16 protein-coding genes are annotated in these 17477 nt (G+C 55.4%); 4 read left to right on the top strand and 12 right to left on the bottom strand.

The window, feature by feature from the left end:
• Positions 1-161 precede the first annotated feature (161 nt).
• The 9 genes from SH528x_RS06195 to SH528x_RS06155 form a co-directional block, all read right to left on the bottom strand.
• Positions 162-650 carry a hypothetical protein gene (locus tag SH528x_RS06195; protein ID WP_442512089.1) on the bottom strand — a complete coding sequence of 163 codons (489 nt, stop codon included), beginning with the start codon at positions 648-650 and terminating at the stop codon, positions 162-164.
• 102 nt (positions 651-752) lie between these two features.
• Positions 753-1847 carry a GNAT family N-acetyltransferase gene (locus SH528x_RS06190; RefSeq protein WP_442509651.1) on the bottom strand — a complete coding sequence of 365 codons (1095 nt, stop codon included), beginning with the start codon at positions 1845-1847 and terminating at the stop codon, positions 753-755.
• 679 nt (positions 1848-2526) lie between these two features.
• Positions 2527-3015 carry a hypothetical protein gene (locus SH528x_RS06185; protein ID WP_442509650.1) on the bottom strand — a complete coding sequence of 163 codons (489 nt, stop codon included), beginning with the start codon at positions 3013-3015 and terminating at the stop codon, positions 2527-2529.
• A gap of 4 nt (positions 3016-3019) precedes the next feature.
• Entirely contained in the window at positions 3020-3337 is a 318-nt protein-coding gene (locus tag SH528x_RS06180; RefSeq protein ID WP_442509649.1) for a rod-binding protein, read from the bottom strand.
• Between the two features lie 51 nt (positions 3338-3388).
• Positions 3389-4486, bottom strand: coding sequence for a flagellar basal body P-ring protein FlgI (locus tag SH528x_RS06175; protein ID WP_442509648.1), 1098 nt, complete (start codon positions 4484-4486; stop codon positions 3389-3391).
• A 68-nt stretch (positions 4487-4554) separates the two neighbouring features.
• Positions 4555-5337 carry a flagellar basal body L-ring protein FlgH gene (locus SH528x_RS06170; RefSeq protein ID WP_442509647.1) on the bottom strand — a complete coding sequence of 261 codons (783 nt, stop codon included), beginning with the start codon at positions 5335-5337 and terminating at the stop codon, positions 4555-4557.
• Positions 5338-5384: 47 nt separating this feature from the next.
• A complete protein-coding gene (flgA, locus tag SH528x_RS06165) occupies positions 5385-6563 on the bottom strand; it encodes a flagellar basal body P-ring formation chaperone FlgA (RefSeq protein WP_442509646.1) in 1179 nt (392 codons plus the stop codon).
• 53 nt (positions 6564-6616) lie between these two features.
• The gene (flgG, locus tag SH528x_RS06160) at positions 6617-7423 is read right to left on the bottom strand and encodes a flagellar basal-body rod protein FlgG (RefSeq protein WP_442509645.1); all 807 of its coding nucleotides are present in this window, start codon (positions 7421-7423) and stop codon (positions 6617-6619) included.
• Positions 7424-7507: 84 nt separating this feature from the next.
• Positions 7508-8260 (bottom strand): flagellar hook basal-body protein, encoded by a 753-nt coding sequence (locus tag SH528x_RS06155; RefSeq protein ID WP_442509644.1) that lies wholly within the window; start codon positions 8258-8260, stop codon positions 7508-7510.
• Between the two features lie 256 nt (positions 8261-8516).
• On the opposite strand from SH528x_RS06155, the gene sufU reads away from it, so the two are divergent.
• From sufU to SH528x_RS06140, 3 genes are all read left to right on the top strand, one after another.
• Entirely contained in the window at positions 8517-8969 is a 453-nt protein-coding gene (sufU, locus tag SH528x_RS06150; RefSeq protein WP_442509643.1) for a Fe-S cluster assembly sulfur transfer protein SufU, read from the top strand.
• A 5-nt stretch (positions 8970-8974) separates the two neighbouring features.
• A complete protein-coding gene (locus SH528x_RS06145) occupies positions 8975-10261 on the top strand; it encodes an aminotransferase class V-fold PLP-dependent enzyme (RefSeq protein ID WP_442512088.1) in 1287 nt (428 codons plus the stop codon).
• 189 nt (positions 10262-10450) lie between these two features.
• Positions 10451-12004, top strand: a complete 1554-nt coding sequence (locus SH528x_RS06140) for an outer membrane protein assembly factor BamB family protein (protein WP_442509642.1) — start codon at positions 10451-10453, stop codon at positions 12002-12004.
• 133 nt (positions 12005-12137) lie between these two features.
• On the opposite strand, the gene SH528x_RS06135 is transcribed toward SH528x_RS06140, so the two are convergent.
• Both SH528x_RS06135 and SH528x_RS06130 read right to left on the bottom strand, forming a co-directional pair.
• Positions 12138-13148 (bottom strand): glycosyltransferase family 4 protein, encoded by a 1011-nt coding sequence (locus tag SH528x_RS06135; RefSeq protein WP_442509641.1) that lies wholly within the window; start codon positions 13146-13148, stop codon positions 12138-12140.
• A 98-nt stretch (positions 13149-13246) separates the two neighbouring features.
• Complete coding sequence (locus tag SH528x_RS06130) at positions 13247-14872, bottom strand: alpha-amylase family glycosyl hydrolase (protein WP_442509640.1); 1626 nt, start codon at positions 14870-14872, stop codon at positions 13247-13249.
• 109 nt (positions 14873-14981) lie between these two features.
• Here SH528x_RS06130 and SH528x_RS06125 point away from each other — a divergent pair, with 109 nt between their 5' ends.
• A complete protein-coding gene (locus tag SH528x_RS06125; protein ID WP_442509639.1) occupies positions 14982-16325 on the top strand; it encodes an MFS transporter in 1344 nt (447 codons plus the stop codon).
• 46 nt (positions 16326-16371) lie between these two features.
• Here SH528x_RS06125 and SH528x_RS06120 read toward each other — a convergent pair whose 3' ends face one another.
• Positions 16372-17367, bottom strand: a complete 996-nt coding sequence (locus SH528x_RS06120; protein ID WP_442509638.1) for an MDR family oxidoreductase — start codon at positions 17365-17367, stop codon at positions 16372-16374.
• Between the last annotated feature and the right edge of the window lie 110 nt (positions 17368-17477).

Here is a 17477-nt window from a genome sequence, read left to right as displayed (position 1 = left end):
GTGGGGCCGAGACAATCCTATGGCTTGTAGCCCAGCGATTCAGTCCAGTGCAAGATCAGAACCGATCGCCCCCAAGAAAATGTCTTGGCCAATCTGCTGCTCTAAACCAGGTCGCACTAAACCAGGTCGCACTAAACCAGGTCGCACTAAACTAGGTCGCTCTAAACCAGGTCGCCGGGGATTCGCTCGCCGCGATCAAGCACCTTGGGCATCGGATGATTGATTTCACCAGGACGCAAGTGAGTTTTATCGGTCAATAGCCGCATGCTCTGGGAATGGTAAAGATTTGGAATCGTCGTTTCGCCACGACGCAGCCGGTACAGGATGCAGCCCTTGCGGCGAACGAAATACATCCCATACACCTCGGCGACAAACAATTCTCGCTCCATTCCCACGCCGACCGTTTCGACCGAGTCCCCAATGTCGATACCGTCCGATTGGACGGCTAGCCACATGCAGGGGCGAAGCCGAAAGCGGACGGATCCGTATTGATAGTGGTAATAGGTGCCGTCAAATCGGTCTCGGCGAAAGACGCGTTCGCTGGGAATGCGGCGGGTTACGATCGCCACATCGTTGGGGTGAATGAAATTTTGCCCATTTTCAGGCCAACGCGGAAAACAGCCGTAAACAGGGGCACTAGGCTCGAGCATGATCAATCCGAATTTGGGGGACTCAATCCAAACCGATTGTAGAACAGTGGCCATCTTCGTCCAACTGCTTTTGCTAGCAGCAATCGCTTATGACAATTGCGATTAGTGTGAGTGGGGCGCAATGGTCCGCATCCACTTTTTCACTTGCTGTTTGAACGGCATGTATCTCGCTAATTGTTGCGTTTGATACTGCAGCCGATGCCACGCATGGTACGGGGTGGAATGCGAAGTGACCCCGTAAATCACTTTACCTTGCGTGTCCGTTTGTTTGCGTTTGTACGACGGTTCGCCGTACCCCATGTCGATGGTGCAAATTCCGTGTTGGGTCGCATTGTGCACGATGCTTTTGAATAACGCGGTGCCAGGCGAGTAGATCGCAAAGCGAGGATCGTAGACGGGGAACCAGTAATGCAGCAGGTCGCCTTCGCGCATTCCATAATGGGCGGCCACCAGATGCTCGCCCGCTCGCAAGACCGACAACATCCCATAGACACCTTGGCGTGGTTTTTCGAACAGATGACGGAGCATCTTGTGGGTCCACTCCGGGGCGAATACATCGATTGGTTTGGTGCGGAGGTATTGTTCTCGTTTCAGCTGGATCGTTTGGTCGAGCAGGACTGCGTCGCGGCAATCGATCTCGAGCGAGATTTCCCCCAGTTCACGAGCCATTTTTCGCGTCTTTTGCTGCTGCTTCTTCAGCGTCGTGTGTGTTTGTTCCAAGCGGCGGAGCGTTCCCTTTGAGTCATCGCCAAGTTTCAATGAGAAAGCGTCAATCGTTTCAAAACAATCTTGGTCCGCCAATCCTGCGGAGGATCCGACCAGCGAGTGGAAATGAAACGCCTTCAAATCCAGTTTCTTTAATAACCATCGCCAATCAATCGCATAACTATTAGCTGAGATGATATTGTGAGCATCGTTGAAACATCGGCCGACGGGCCAAGCAATGCCGCGTATTCGGTGATAGGCCCATAAGCCGACTAATTCGTCGCCGCGGCGAATCCGGGCGACCTCAACGTCGCCCCCCCGCGCCGTATCAGCCGCTGCGATGTAGGCGGGCGAGAAAAAAGGACTGGCGAACTCGGGCTGCAATTGACGTAAACGCTCCCACCCTTGCAAATCCGCTTCGCTCAGATGCGAAAAGGGGACGCAATCAACAGTCAGTTCTATCGAGGAAGTGGCGTTAAAAGACGGACGCATCAAGGGGGCGCTTGCATCAGTTTCAATAGACGGGGATTCACAGTGTCGATGATCATCAAGGGGCAAGGGGAAGCTTGGAAACGTAGCAGGATTCGTGCCAGAGACAGGATTCGTGGCGGAGGATTCAGCGGACGACGACACAACAATCGTTTGATATACGGCGGTTCAACCGCGACGCTCCTAACGAGACGATGGCGACACAAAAGAGGGCGTTTACAGGGAAACGCGGTCGCTATGAGAAATCTAGTCTAGTTGCGGACCTTGCAGCGTCAATCAATCACCGACCCCCAATGCCATCGACTTTGACAGGGGGACGCCGCAATCCGTCCGGTTGTAACGAGTAAGCAGGTAGGCAGGAATCATTGGGTGAAATCCTGTTAGCCGTTTGGGCGAACGCTGTGAAGCATTTCTGGTAGCTACCTTCGCCAGAAGGTGGTGATTGGTATTGGCCGGCAACCATCCACGCTCTGGCGAGCGTAGCTACGGAATGCAAATGCCGTAATTTGCCGCCTCTAAATGCTTCACAGCGTTGCGTTTGGGCGCTAGCCCCGGTCGAATGCCGGAACCGTGGCTAGCGCCAAAACGGCCAATTTACTGAAAGACTCCTGCCTAACTGCTTAGAACGTGCGAATTAGATTGGGCGGCTAGCACAGCACCGCTGCAAACCATGCAAATCCGGTTACGCCGCGTCGTTGAACAGGCGGCCGCCGCCACGTTCTCGTTCTTCCCCATCACTCGATCTACGATAGGTTCGGGGGGTATCCATTCCAGCGAGCAATCTCAGGATCTCCTGTGAATGGCTGGACAAATGGTACTGGCATACAAAGAGCGACACGGCGGATTGGTGAGCCTCCGTGATGATGTGGGCAACCGATTGGCTGCGATCAGCCAGGTTGCTCTCGCCCGACCTCCGTAGCTTTTCGATCAGCGTTGTGCCGGATGCTGGAGCCTGAGTGTCCGACAGCAGTTGCTCTCGCTTTTCCACCATGTTCTCGAGACGTCCGACCGCTTCGAGCAATTCCAAGCCGGTCTCTGCGACCTCGCTGGCCATAGCCGCTTTGGTTTGAATGCGAGAATTGGCAACCAACTGCTGAACCGTCGTGGCCACGATTTCGAGTTCGTCGACGTATTCCGCGACACGGTTTGTCCACGTTTCGTTTGTTTGCATAATGCTACGCGCTGCGGCTCATTTGAAATAATTGGTACATCGGATCGGCAATCGAGCTAGCCGAGGCGTCGGTTAGGTCTTCCACGATCAATTGATCCATCTGCTGCTGGAACACTTCCTCGGTCCGGCCGCCATGCATGTAGGCTGGCTTACCGACCGTTTTTCGCATCGAATCGAGCATGCTGCCGAACAGCGTTTGACCGACAAAATCGGTGAACGCTTCCTGCGTCTCATCGACGGGTTTTTCGGGCTGATTGGAATTCGTGAGTTGGTCAAACGGCGAAGACTTTGAAGCCAAGGGGGAGGACGATGGAAAGTTCATAAGATCACGCGAGTTCCGAAGGGGCGTTTTATTGAAAGGCGACTTCGTCGTTTATTGAAAGACAACTTCGCCATACAAGTCACCTTTGGCCTTGAGCGTTTTGATGATCGCGATCAAGTCCGAGGTCGGTACATCCAGTGCATTGAGCGCATCGGCCAAATTTTTCAGTTTTGCCGTATCACGCTCATCGATCTTGTCATCGACTCCGACCAATCCGCCCACACCGCCTGCTTCGATTCGCAAGTTGCGGTGGGTGACCAACACGGGAGCGACCTCGACATCCTTGCCGATCACCACGATCCCTTCGCGTTCGTTGATCACGACACGTGCCGAATGGCTGGCGATTTGGATCGGAAGATTCAGTAGCAACGAGATGAATTTGATCGGGTTTTCTTGATACAGTTCGGGGATGCGAACCTGCACATGCAATTGGTCAATCGCTTGGGCGCGAGGACGACTGCTGCGTGACCCTCCACTACCTGAGCGACCGGAATCGCCTAGCGTCAGTGCCGATAAACTGTTGACTTCGTCTTCGATCCGCTGTGTGTTGTCAAAACTGGCAAAGTCGCGTTCCAAGATCAGCGTGATCATGCCATCCTTTTGAAACGACGCAGGGACGGTCGCTTCCATTTTGGCGCCACCTTGAACCGTACCGGTGGTCGCGGGACCATCGATACTGACCTTCACACGGCCTTGGGCCACCGCATAAACCGTCGGGTTATCGGCGCGTGGCCCTAACATCGGCGTTAGCATTAGGTAGCCACCTTCGAGACTCTTGGCATTGATGGCGTTGACCGTGACATCGATTTGGTCGCCTGTGTGCGATCCGACTGCGGGAATTCGTGCGGTGACAAAAACCATCGCGACGTTTTTGGCATCGGCAACATCTTTCAAATCGAGCTGCCCAAGCGAATCGACTGCCATCGACCCGCCCATCAATTGCATCATCCGCGATAGCGCACGCGCAGTGGGCGCGGCGTCATTGTCGCCGGTCCCACGTAGGCCCACGACCAACCCCAGGCCTTGCAAAGTGTTGATCTCTTGCCCCTTCAGTCGGCACATATCGCCAAGCCGAAGCGTTGCAGCATCCGCTGGCAGCACCGCGACGCAGAGTGCCATCATGATTGCGATGCGAGAGAGGATTTTCATTGGGAGCCTAGTACGTTTGAATTCATTGCGAGTACGAGCCAGTGCAGTATTTAAAGCGAATGCAGTCACTAAAACGGTTGGACGCGATCAAACCAACGACTGAACCAACCTCGTTTGTACCCGTCCCGCAAATGTCCCTGATCTTCCTTGCGTATTTCAAGATCAATCAGGTCGCGGCTAAGGATCACGTTGTCCGGGGCGATGTCTTGAGCCCGGCAGATTCCGGATAACGAAGTTTCCCAAAGGTTATCGTTGATGCGAATCGTCTTGCGAGCTTCGACAACCAAGTTTCCATTGGGGCGAATGTCTACGACGGTCGCGGCGAGGTTGAACGTCATTGCCTCGCGTGATTGCAGGGACGCTTGGCTGCGAAATTGGGCTTGGGATTCGGTTGCAACCGTTGGGTCTCCGTTGGCCTGCGGGTCTGGCCGCAAACGAAAGTCGGTTAAGCGGACCCAATCGGTCAGGATCGCTTCGTACAGCGTTTTCTTACGGTTTTCAGCAGCACCGGTCGCTGTCACACTAGTGATCTCATCGACGCGAATCGTGATGATGTCATTCTTTTGAAACGTTCGCAAACGAGGCGCCGGTTGATACGTCCAACTGACGTTGCTCAGTAGTGCCGGTGCCCCGGGCGACGCCGTGTAAGCTGCCTGCGGCGGGGCGGAATAAGGTCCTGGGGCTTGATGCGGCATCGGCAACGGTTGCAGCGATGCATTCGGGGCAGCCATCGCTGGCGGAGGTCCCGGTTGCCGCAACAGCGAACTCTCTTGGGCGTCCGCGATATGGCACAGCAGTCCGAAAACGAGGATCGAAATCCAGCGAGCGAAACCATCAAGGCAGCGAATCATTAAGGATCGAAGAGGCAACGTGTACATCATTGTCTTTTTCAAAAGGACTATCGGGCTTGCGGAGCACGAGTGACGATTTCAACTTCGCCGCTGTTGACAACACGTGCGACCAACCGTTTGCGAGGCTCGAGCGTTTCAATTTCAACGAGCTCGGATTCGGCGCCGTCACCGAGCGATTTGGCGTTGGTAGTCACGCTGATCGCACCATTGATCACCCGTACTTCGACCAAATCGCCACGACGAATCAGCGTCGGTTTGCCAACCTGACTCCGCGGTATCGGCTCGTTATTGCGGAGGTTGCCACGGGTTTCCATACCGACTAATTCGTTTACGTCGATACAGTAGGAATCGTCCCACTCGTCGATGGGAATAGGCCGCTCGGTAAAATCGGCTCGTCCAAGTCGATTGCCTGAACGAATGCTTTTGATCGGCACAATGGCGACTGGATTTTTTTCTAGATTTGCAATCAAGTCGGTTTGGATACTGCCTTCGAGTCCCTGTGAAACGACTCGTAATACGCATTGCCCTGGCTTGACTCCGTTGATGAAGTCGGCGGCCTGAATGCCTCGTGCAAGTTCGAGTTGTTGCATCGCGGGTTGGTGTCGATCGATGCTCAATTTGTACCGTTCGAGCAGTGCCGCGTCGTTCCGCAATATCGCGAGTTCGATCCACTTGATTAAGCGGTCGGCAAACTGCGGATCGAGATTGGCTCGCTGTGGGGCGGGATCGATCCGATTGGCGACATGTTGTCCATCGGCCTGTTGCACTGCGCCGGCATGTTGGTTGTAGTTCGCCTGTTGAATCGCAGCCCCACTGATCGGTGCGACTGAGGCCGCTGGCTTTGCCACAGCAACGTATGTCACCTCGGCCGTGTCGGGGCCGATCCAGTAGAGTCGACGCGGAGTCGCCTCGGCATTCAAGATCACTTCGGTCAATCGCTGGCGATCCACTCGCATCGCTTTGCCGCTGACGGGAACCAGCCCCACGGCGGATCGGCTCATCCGAGGCCAACCAGGGATGTTGGGATCCAGTGGCACCACAACATCCCCAAGACGCACGATCGGCGAATTCACGACCGATTCGCTCTTCATGCGAAATGTCCAGTTCGTCGCAACGTCAATCGTAGTGCCGGGTGACGAGGCGGGACGGGATTTGCGAACCGGAACGAACGCGCCGGTTTGCGCACACGCGTCCGAAACCCCTGCGACCAAAGCAAGAGACAGCATTGTGATTCGGATGTGTGACACAAATTTCATGTTCAAACTCAAGCTAGCGGAGACTAGAACCGACGAAGGTTCGAGATATTTTGCATGATCTGGTCACCTGCCTGGATCGCTTGGCTATTCAGCTCAAACGCACGCTGGGTGGTGATCAAGTCAATCAGTTCTTGGACGGGTTCGACGTTGGATGCTTCGAGGTTCCCTTGGACGAGTCCCCCGAGTCCTTGTTCGCCCGGATTCCCCGCTTGCTCGGGCCCGGATGCATCGGTCTGCATGAACATATTTTCGCCGACCTTTAGTAATCCATCGGGGTTGATGAATTGCGACATTTGGATTTGCCCGACGTTGGCGAGTTCGACTTGGCCAGGTTGCTGGACCATCACCTCGCCATTGCCATTGATCACCATCGCGGTGGCATCATTGGGAATGGTCACCGGCGGATCAAGTAAACGTCCGGTTTGAGCCGAACCCATCACCAGTTGTCCGTTGGCATTGATGTCGAGGTTTCCGGCTCGAGTGAACATGGTGTCTTGGGTCGATGGATCCACCACTCGCAAAAAGCCACGTCCGCGAATCGCGACATCCAAATCACGCCCGGTTTGTTGCAGCGTTCCTTGACGTTGGTCCGTTTGCGTACTGGTAATTCGCACCCCGAGCCCCACTTGAGTGCCGACGGCGGTCGGATTCTGAGTGGCATCTTTCACTCCGGGATGTACCTCGGTGCGATAGAGCAAGTCTTCGAAATTAGCTCGGTCTTTTTTGAATCCAGTTGTATTGATGTTCGCCAAATTATTCGCGATTACATCCAACTTGGTTTCCATCGCCCCCATGCCGGTGGCGGCGGTATACAGCGATTGAACGCTCATTAGGAACTCCGTTTAAAAGATGATGTGGGGATCAACACGCCTCACCAGAAGCGTTTTTGCCAGGTGGACTTTTTTGGTTTTGGTTTACGGCTGCAGGACGCGACTAATCAGCGACCCTAGCACGTTGTCTTGGTTTTTGATCATTTGCACGTTCGCCTCGTACATTCGACCGGTTTCAATCAGTTCCATCATCGCCATCGTCGGCTTGACCGAAGATTGTTCGAGTTGCCCGGCGACGACGCGTCGGTCGGTTCCGGGGACAAGATCGATGTCGGCGAGCGGTTTAAACAGGTTGCCACCAACGTGTGTCAAATCGCCCTGACTTCGCGGTTTTGCCAGCATGATTTCATAACGATTTTGGCCTTGCTGAATGCGACCTTCGGGCCCCACTTGGAAGGGCTGTGTCGGGTCGAGTTGAATGTTTTTTCCGTCGCTGCCGATGACCTTATCCCCAGTCGGATTGATCATCCGTCCTTGGTTGTCGAACAAGAAATCGCCCGCCCGAGTCATCAAACGTTCGTCTCCACGCTCGACCACGAAAAAGGATTCGTCATCGTTGATGGCAAAGTCCGTTTCACCCCCGGTCTTCTTCATCGGGCCTTGGTCAAATTGAGTTCTTGAACGCTGGATCGTCACGCCGCCGCCAATATCGTCCGCACCGCCGAGTCCCGGCGAAACTTCGCCCTCTTCGATCATTTCCGCAAAGCGAGCTTGCAGGATCGTTTGCTGCGGTTTGTAGCCGGGCGTTTGCACGTTCGCCAAGTTGTTACTGAGCACCTCAAGCCGATGGCTTTGCGCATTCGCGCCAGCCGCAGACAAATAGACACCGTAGGGCATACGTCACCAAACCTTCCATACATTCGAGAACATCCCCTTTGCGATAACACTTGGCGAATCCGCGATGCAAGCCCAACCGTTCGGTGTGGTGCAAAACTTGAGCGAAACTGGCAAAGAAAGGCGAATAATGTTGCCCAGTGGGTTCCGTAGGGCAGGATCGCTCGATGGGGGCTCGTCGATTTTTGACAACGTGCGTAGACTTAAATGATCGGTTTGAAGTCCATTTCTTTCCTCGCCCCGCCATTGCCAGAGCCTCATGTCGCCGAGCGAACACGATATTTACGAAGAACACGTCCTCGATCACTACGAAGATCCGTACCATCGCGGCCTGCTAGATCACGCAACCCACTCTGACGAGGGGAATAATCCTCTGTGTGGTGATGTGATCCATATCGACTTGAAGTTGTCTGACGACGGCAAGGTCCAAGAGGCCTGGTTCGATGGCGATGGGTGTGTGATTAGCCAAGCCTCCGCCTCGATGTTGGTCGAGCAGATGGAAGGCAAAACTCTCGAAGAACTCAAAAATTTCTCCGCCGACGAAATGCTGGCATTGTTCGGTCCCAAGCTGACTCCGAATCGTCAAAAATGCTGTCTACTCTCTTGGCGAGTACTACAGAGCGCAGTGCATTCGCCCGTCGATGCGGATGCGGATACCGACGATAATGAGGGGCCGCATTTTGGTGGCCCGAGCTTAAGCGAAGAATCTTGATGAACATGCCAATTGAAACTCCACCGCGGGCCGCGTTTGATGTCCTGAAGTACCGCGCCGATTTTCCGATCCTGGAACGCATTGTCGCAGACGGAAAACCTTTGGCCTTTCTCGACAATGCCGCCAGCAGCCAGCGCCCCCAGGCGGTGATCGATGCGATGTCGGATTGCTACCAGCGTTATTACGCCAACGTGCATCGTGGCATCCACACGCTCAGCGAAGAGTCGACCGACTACTACGAGCAGGCCCGACGTGGCGTTGCACAGTTCATTGGCGCTACCGAATCACACGAGGTGATCTTTACCAGTGGTACAACGGCGGCGATCAACACCGTCGCACGTGCTTGGGGCGATGCGAATGTAAAGGCGGACGATACGATTTTGTTAACGATCGCCGAGCATCACGCGAACATCGTTCCCTGGCACCAGTTGGCCGAGCGAACCGGATGCAAAATCGAGTTTCTGCCACTGGACGAAAATATTACGATCACCGACGAAGTCGTCGCGGATTATCTGCAGCGACTGCGACCAAAGATGTTTGCCTTCACCGCATCAAGCAACACACTCGGAGTTGAGTTTCCGGTACAGCGCTGGACATCGATGGCTCACGACCATGGCAGTCGTGTGTTGGTCGACGCGGCCCAAGCGGCTCCGCACCAACCGTTAGACGTGCAAGCGTTGGATGTCGATTTTTTGGCGTTCAGTGGCCACAAGACTTGCGGGCCTACCGGAATCGGCGTGTTGTATGGCAAATCCGAATTGCTCGACGCGATGCCACCGTTTTTGAGTGGTGGCGGGATGATCAACCAGGTCACGACCGACGGATTTACGTGCGCGGCACTTCCCGACAAATTCGAGGCGGGAACACCGCCGATTGTTGAAGCGATCGGGCTGCATGCCGCCACCGAGTATTTGACTTCGGTCGGTCTCGATGCGATTCACGCTTATGAAAAAGAGTTGGGCAGTTACGCCGACCGCGGTCTTCGCGAGATCGAAGGGGTGCGGATCATCGGTCCCGAGCCTGATTTGAAAGCGGGGATTGTCAGTTTTGTGATCAACGGCGTTCACGCGCACGACATGTCACAAACGCTCGATTCGTATGGAATTGCAGTGCGAGCAGGACATCACTGCACGATGCCGCTGCACAAATCGCTCGGCTTGTCCGCCTCCACACGCGCCAGTTTCTACTTCTACAATACGTTCGATGAAGCGGATCGATTGATCGCCGCGGTAGCAGAAATTCGCAAGCGTTTTGCTCCCAGCGGCCGCAAACGCCGTCCACGCAACGCCTAAGAACCGACACGAGAGTTTCACCTCCCCAAAACTTTGCTTCAGGAGGGAGGGGCGGACGGAGGTTTTCCCGTCCTCCGCGACGCGTAAAAGAGCGTCTGGCTTCACCAGTCTCGCGGGCGGCCTGTTGTGCGAGATTGTTGATCGTTCGACAATTCTGAGCCACTTCCTTTACTCAAGGCAGACACGAAAGTGATACCTCGGACAGCATTGGCATCTTTCGCCATCATCGCCGCTCTGACCTCAACAGCGATCTGCCAGGATCACTGGCCGGAGCATCGCGGGCCTCAGCGAAACTATCATCTGACCTCGCAGACTGAGTACCCGAAAACTTGGAGTGTGGCCACAGGCAAAAACATTCGCTGGAGAATGCCGCTGCCGGAAACGGGCCACAGCGGCATCGCCGTCTGGGGCGACAAGCTGTTTCTGACCTGCTTCCGAAAATTCACTGAGCAAGACATCAGTCCAAAAGGGACATGGGTTTCGGAGACGCTAGGTTATTGTCTGGATGCGGAAACCGGCAAGATTCTGTGGAGCTGTGATCTGCCGGGCCGGCGGCCGAACCAAGTCAATGGCACGTTCACCGATTCGACGACGCCAACCCCGGTGACCGATGGCCATCATGTCTGGTTCGTTAACGCGGGTGGCTTCATGGCCTGTCATACGCTGGACGGCCAGAGAGTGTGGGCAAAGGAATTCGAAGTCCGCACCAAACACTCGGCAAAACAGTTTCAGCCGTTTCTGCACGGTGGCAACCTGTACTACGCAATGATGCGTGACGCGAGCGATCCACAGCGCCGCCCGCAAACGGCCACCGATTATGACAAGAACAGCAAGACCGGGTGGCCATGGATGTACGTCCGCTGCTTCGATGCGCTGACTGGTCACCCCACCGCAATCATGTCCGAGGGCATCAGCATTCACAGCAAAGGTGCTCTCGGAACATTGAGTGGCGAGACGGTGTTGCTGCATGCCAAGGGCGGCAGTCATAGTCCTCCGGAAAAGCCATACGGAATTAGTCTGTCTCGGCTGAACACGACACACGACCTGATTTGGGAGCGGCAGGGACTGTCCTTTGAAGGCACAGACTTCATTGACGACAAGCATGCCTACTGCTTTGACAGAAACGACTTCTTCGTGCTGGACCTAGCAACGGGAGAGACGATCAAGCAAATCCGCATCCGCGGTGCCGGTAGTTTCATCGCATTTGATGAAACCAGCGGTCGCTACAAAAAACCAGTGGATGCGACATTCAAAACACCACATTTGCTGACGCACCGCACCAATATCGGGGTTGGCAAGTATTACTTCTTCATGGGCGGCCAACCGGGTATTTTGGGTCGAATCGATATCGAGACTGACGAAGTCAGCTACTTGCAAGTGCCGGTGCAGGTCGTTGTCGAGGACGGCACGAAGAAACTCTCGTGGAGTGAATTCAAGTCAGGCGACACAACAGGATCGGGCTTTGTTGTCGAAGGCGACAAACGTCGCCTGAGTCATGGCTTTGGACACATCTCCGCCGCCACGCCGATTGTCGTGAACAATCACATCTACTTTTCGACCGTGCTCGGGACGGTCTACGTTGTCGACGCGACTGCGGAGCGATTTGACGAAAATGCATTGGTGGCAGTGAACGATCTTGGCATGCCAGGCGAGACATGGACATTGAGTCCTTTCACGGCCGCTGGCGGACATCTGTATCAACGTACCAGCCGAGAGATCATCTGCATCGGTGATGGACGCTGAGACGAGGCGCATGATCCAGTCTTAACTTGGGGGTAGCGGAACTCGTCAAGAGTTTCGAATCGTTCGGCAATTACAATGAAAGTCTTGACGACTTCCGCTACGACCAACCCAAGTCTTAAGTCCTGACAAAGAACTAGACACCAAGGATGCGTCGATACAGCGTCAAATAGGCGTCTGCCATGCGGTCGATGGTAAATCGTTCCGCGATGGCGTCGCGGACGACGCGGCGATCGATCTCGTTGATTCGCTCGATTGCCTTATTTGCTTCGTCAAGGCTGTCGACCAAAAAACCAGTGACGCCATGCTCAATCAGCTCCGGCATCGATCCGCGCCGCGAGGCAATGACGGGGGTGCCGCACGCCATCGCCTCGATCACCGAAAGCCCAAACGGCTCTTCGAAATTAATCAAATGCAAGAGCGCGCGTGCGTCGCCGAGAGCGTTTAGCCGCTGCGTCCCACCGACCGGTCCGTGATACGTTACCGACACGCCGTCATTGGCAGGAAGAACTTCTCGTTCATAGTACTGCTGGTCTTGCACAATGCCGTACATCTGAAGATGCCGCCCACTTTTGCGAGCAGCGGTGATTGCCTCTGCAGCGCCCTTGTCGGGATGGATGCGTCCGAAGAAGAGTAGATCGTCACTGCCGCTGGGATTGAATGGAAAATCGTCGATCGGGATGCCGTGATGAATCGTCGCTGCGTAACGCAGATCGGGATAGCGATCCGCTTCGCTGATGGCGACATAATGAACCACGTCCTGGAATTCCGCATACATCGGCAGGATGCGGTCGGACGAGAATCCGTGGATCGTCGTCACGATCGGCGTGTCGATCAGCCGCGAGAAGGCGTGGGCCGGAAAATCCGCCTGATTGTGAATTAGGTCAAACCGGTCGGCCTGTTCGAAGAGGTGAGCCAAGTGGCGGAATTCCCAGACCTTTGCATCGATTGACGGATCGTCCCCGTACGGAGCCGGCACGACGCCATCAAGTGTTCCCGTCGTAATACTGTCGAGCGTGGCGAATAGCGTCACGTCGACGCCACGCTCGACGAGCGCCTCGGTCAGCATACTGGTGACAAGTTCCCAGGGGCCGTAGGTTCTTGGCGGCGTGCGCCAAGCAATCGGAGCCAACATCGCGATGCGCATTTCAGTGTTTCATCTTTCGGTTGTTTGCGGGAAAAGTAGCGGCATTGAATGTGGGATAGGCTTCCAGAGCGTCAGTTCGGACTTGGCATACTGGGAGCCTATCCCACTGCTAACCGCAGGACGAGACCTTCGTTCGCAGCGAGCTCTGCATTTATTGGGCGAGGCTTTAAGTTCGATTCCATCAACGTCGATGCAAGAACTTCGGCGACACAAGTATCCGGTGGCAGAATCAGTGGCCGCGGGGCGTCGCTGAGGTTCAGCACGATCAGCAAACTCTCGCCGGCATGTCGCCGTTGGTAGGCCAGCACGTCCTCCGCCGCATCGGCGAGCGTGAAGTCGCCGATACTGAGTGCGTCGTGTGATCGCCGCAGCGTGAGCAGAGATCGGTAAAGCGACAGCAGTGAGCGGGGGACGCGATCTTGCGCCGAAACATTGCGTGACCGCCAATCCTCGTTGAGCGGAAGCCACGGCTCGACCGTGCTGAAACCGGCATAGGCCGAAGCATCCCAAGGGATCGGTGTACGTGAACGATCGCGACCGATCCCCAAGCCGGGCTGACGCAGATCCTGCGGGTCACGCACTCGATCCGGCGGAATCGTCACCTCGCCAATGCCGATTTCGTCGCCCTGGTATAGCGTGGGTGTGCCGCGAAGCGTCAGCAGCAGCATGGCTGCAACGCGTGCCTGCGGCTCGCCAATCCGTGCCGCGATTCGCGGCGCATCGTGGCTGCCGATTACCCAGTTGGGCCAACCGAACTCGGGCAATGACGCTTCATAATCGGCAATCATCTGTCTGAGCGAAGCGGCGTCCCAGGAGTTCTCCATCAGCTGGAAATTGAATGGCAGATGCACTTGCAATCGATCCGGTGTGCCGAACCAGCGGGCATGACGGTCGTTCGGTAAACAAATCTCACCAATCAGCACGCGATCGCCGTAGCTATCGGCAAGATCGCGAAACTCGGCTGAGATCGCATGTGCTTCCGGTTGGTCGGTCGAATAGAGTTGGATTAGCTGGTCACGCTGGGTGCGTTGGGGCGTCCAGTGCGGATTGATTGGATTGTTGGGCAGTGCTTCGGCCTTAATGATGTGCCACAGTACGTCGATCCTGAATCCGTCGACGCCGCGGTCCAGCCAGAATCGCAACACCGCCATCATCGCTTCGCGAACCTCGGGCTCGCGCCAGTTCAGATCGGGTTGCGAGCTGAGAAATGCGTGCAGGTAATATTGGCCAGTCGCTGCGTCCCATTCCCAGGACGAGCCACCGAAATCACTGATCCAGTTGTTCGGTGGTCCTCCGTCGGGCGCTGGATCGCGCCAAATGTACCAATTTCGCTTCGGGTTCTCGCGTGACGATCGACTTTCGATGAACCATGGATGTTGGTCGGACGAATGATTGGGAACGAAATCGAGCAGCAACTTCAGCCCGCGGGCGTGGACCGCCGCAAGCAACCGGTCGAACCCGGCAAGATCACCGAATATTGGGTCGATGCCGCAATAGTCAGCGATGTCGTATCCGAAATCCGCCATGGGAGAGGGATAAATCGGTGACAACCAGATCGCATCGATACCGAGACGGGCGAGATAATCCAGCCGCGACTCGATTCCGGCAAGGTCGCCCACGCCATCCGCATCGCTATCCTGAAACGATCGGGGGTAGACCTGATAGATCACCCCGCGCTCCCACCAAGGAGTTTTGCTCTCACTTTGACTTTGAACTTTGCACACCCTATCGACCTCTCTCGGTTCGTTGGAGTTGCCGTGTCAATCCCCGCTGACTTTGAGAGCGAAGTATTCTCCAATGGTCGCTTCGTCCTCCATTGCAATAACATCGCGTATGAAATCCGACAGCGAGACAGAGAAGCTTCACCGCCCCTCGCGGTTCGCTAACATTCCCTTCGATCCGGCTCGGCTACCGTTCTTTTACGGCACGGTGGTGTTAGTGTGTGGCACGTTGGGGGTATTGGCCAGTGCCCCTGGGCAAACCGTAGGCGTGGCAGTGTTTACGGACTATCTGATTGACGCTCACCAGTTGTCACGCAATTGGCTCAGCTTTGCATACTTTGCCGGCACGATTGGCAGTGCGATTCTGATCACCCGCGCCGGCCATTGGTACGACCGATTCGGCGGCCGATGGGTGTCCGCTGTTTCTGCCGCCATGCTGGCAATCGTATTGATGGGGATGAGTTTTTCGGATGCCATCGCCGAGTACGCCTCGTCGATTTTACCAGAAAGTTACCGCCATCACGTCTCGTTTGTGGTCTTAACGCTTGGCTTTTTCGCGATGCGTTTCTTTGGCCAGGGGATGTTGACCTTGTCGTCGCGAAACATGGTACTGGAGTGGTTTGAGCAGAGACGTGGAATGGCGATGGCATTCATCGGGATATCCATCGCCTTTGGTTTTTCAATGACTCCGCCCTTTTTCGAATGGCTGATCCAGAAAGGAGGCTGGTCGTGGGCTTGGCAGACGATTGCCGTGATCGTTGCTGTCTTTTCGCTGGTTGCGTTTTGTTTCGGTCGATCGAGACCGGAAGACCACGGCTTGTTGCCGGACGGCCCCTTTGCAAAGGAAAATCGGAAAACGCATGCCGAAACCCTGAGCGGCCGACAGTTCACACTTTCCGAAGCTCGACGAACTTACAGTTTCTGGGTATTCACGTTCAGCGTCGTTCTATCCGGCTTAGTACTGACGGCCTTCTCTTTTCATGTCGTGTCCATTTTTGCCGATGCCGGCATGCAGCGGAGTCAAGCCGTTGCCATTTTCGTGCCCGCGGCCTGCGTCAGCGTTGTCGTCGAATTGGCTGCCAGTTGGCTAAGCGACTTCGTCAAGTTGAAGTATCTGGCGATGGTTCAGCTCGTTGGGATCATGATGCTTTCGCTGAGTCTGTCGTTCTTGGGAGCGAGGACGTCCGTTATTTTTGTCGTGTTGGGGATGGGGCTGATGCAAGGAATGTTCGGAATCATTTCTTCAGTGACTTGGCCGCGTTTTTACGGTCGAACGCATCTCGGCGCGATCTCAGGATTCTCGACCTCGATCGTGGTTGCCGGAACAGCGGTCGGACCGTATCTGTTCAGTGTTGCGCATGCTCAGTTTGGAACCTATCAGCCGGCGACCTTGTTGTGTGCCATCGTCGCACTCCTATTGTTTGCCGCGTCACCCCGCGCTGATCGCCCGCAATAGATTGCCAGACACAGCGACATCGCTTGGAGAAACCCAAGCGACGAGTTTAGTTTGATTTCACGTCGATAACGATGCGGCCTTTGATTTGGCCATTCAATATTTCGGCAGCCAGTGTTGGCACGTCCGCCAGGGTCGCCGGACGTATCATGGCGTCCAGTTTGTCCAACGGCAGATCGGTCGAGATGCGTTGCCATGCTCTTTGGCGATTCTCAAACGGCTGCATCACGCTGTCGATTCCCAGCAGGTTGACTCCGCGAAGCAGGAAGGGGATCACGCTTGCTGGCAGCGATGCGCCGCCAGCAAGTCCAACTGCAGCCACCGACGCTCCGTATTTCAATTGGCCGAGCACCCTCGCGAGCATTTCGCCGCCGACGGCATCGACACATCCCGCCCATACTTCCGCTTCGAGCGGCTTCTTTGACGCTGTGTCAATCTCGTTGCGAGCGACAATTCGATTCGCACCGAGAGACTTCAAGTAATCTGCGGTCTCCGGCCGGCCGGTTACGGCGGCAACTTCGTAACCGAGATTGCTCAGTATCGCGGTCGCGATTGAACCGACCCCACCAGCTGCTCCGGTGACGAGCACTTCGCCTTGATCTGGTTTCAGACCATGGTCTTCCAAAGCAACGACTGCGAGGATCGCGGCAAACCCGGCCGTTCCAATCGCCATTGCCTGCTTGGTCGTCAGAGCCTCTGGCAGCGGCACGAGCCAATCTGCATTGACGCGAGCTTTTTGTGAATAGCCGCCCCAGTGCGTTTCACCGACACGCCAACCTGTCAACACAACTTTGTCACCGGGTTTGTAGCGAGAATCCTCAGACGACTCGACCGTTCCTGCAAAGTCGATTCCCGGCACATGAGGGTATTTGCGAACGAGTCCGCCATTGGCCTGCAGGCAAAGGCCGTCCTTGTAATTGACCGTGGTGTATTCGACTGCGACGGTGACATTACCTGCTGGCAACTGATCTTCGGTCAACTGTTGAATGACAGCAGTAACCTCTGCTTGGCTGTTCTTTTCGACTACAAGAGCGCTAAATGTCACAAATGGACCTCGCAAGTGTGTGGGTGTTTGATTTTCAGTGCGGCAACCTTCGTGTCAATTCAGAGTAGAACCGTTGTCCCCAACGGTTCAAAGCAATCCGGGCAATTGCC

This window comes from Novipirellula methanifontis (genome assembly GCF_052161655.1).
In the GTDB taxonomy this organism is placed as follows: Bacteria; Planctomycetota; Planctomycetia; order Pirellulales; family Pirellulaceae; genus Novipirellula.
The sequence above is the reverse complement of the archived record's forward strand: the minus strand, read 5'-3'. Positions and strand labels throughout refer to the sequence as shown.

Excerpts from the sequence above, each read along its gene's own strand:
- SH528x_RS06180 (WP_442509649.1), bottom strand. The coding sequence starts at position 3,337 with ATGAACTTTCCATCGTCCTCCCCCTTGGCTTCAAAGTCTTCGCCGTTT.
- flgA (WP_442509646.1), bottom strand. The coding sequence starts at position 6,563 with ATGCTGTCTCTTGCTTTGGTCGCAGGGGTTTCGGACGCGTGTGCGCAA.
- SH528x_RS06155 (WP_442509644.1), bottom strand. The coding sequence starts at position 8,260 with ATGCCCTACGGTGTCTATTTGTCTGCGGCTGGCGCGAATGCGCAAAGC.
- SH528x_RS06190 (WP_442509651.1), bottom strand. The coding sequence starts at position 1,847 with ATGCGTCCGTCTTTTAACGCCACTTCCTCGATAGAACTGACTGTTGAT.
- SH528x_RS06170 (WP_442509647.1), bottom strand. The coding sequence starts at position 5,337 with ATGATTCGCTGCCTTGATGGTTTCGCTCGCTGGATTTCGATCCTCGTT.
- SH528x_RS06125 (WP_442509639.1), top strand. The coding sequence starts at position 14,982 with ATGAAATCCGACAGCGAGACAGAGAAGCTTCACCGCCCCTCGCGGTTC.
- flgG (WP_442509645.1), bottom strand. The coding sequence starts at position 7,423 with ATGAGCGTTCAATCGCTGTATACCGCCGCCACCGGCATGGGGGCGATG.
- SH528x_RS06135 (WP_442509641.1), bottom strand. The coding sequence starts at position 13,148 with ATGCGCATCGCGATGTTGGCTCCGATTGCTTGGCGCACGCCGCCAAGA.
- SH528x_RS06175 (WP_442509648.1), bottom strand. The coding sequence starts at position 4,486 with ATGAAAATCCTCTCTCGCATCGCAATCATGATGGCACTCTGCGTCGCG.
- SH528x_RS06185 (WP_442509650.1), bottom strand. The coding sequence starts at position 3,015 with ATGCAAACAAACGAAACGTGGACAAACCGTGTCGCGGAATACGTCGAC.
- SH528x_RS06195 (WP_442512089.1), bottom strand. The coding sequence starts at position 650 with ATGCTCGAGCCTAGTGCCCCTGTTTACGGCTGTTTTCCGCGTTGGCCT.
- sufU (WP_442509643.1), top strand. The coding sequence starts at position 8,517 with ATGTCGCCGAGCGAACACGATATTTACGAAGAACACGTCCTCGATCAC.
- SH528x_RS06145 (WP_442512088.1), top strand. The coding sequence starts at position 8,975 with ATGCCAATTGAAACTCCACCGCGGGCCGCGTTTGATGTCCTGAAGTAC.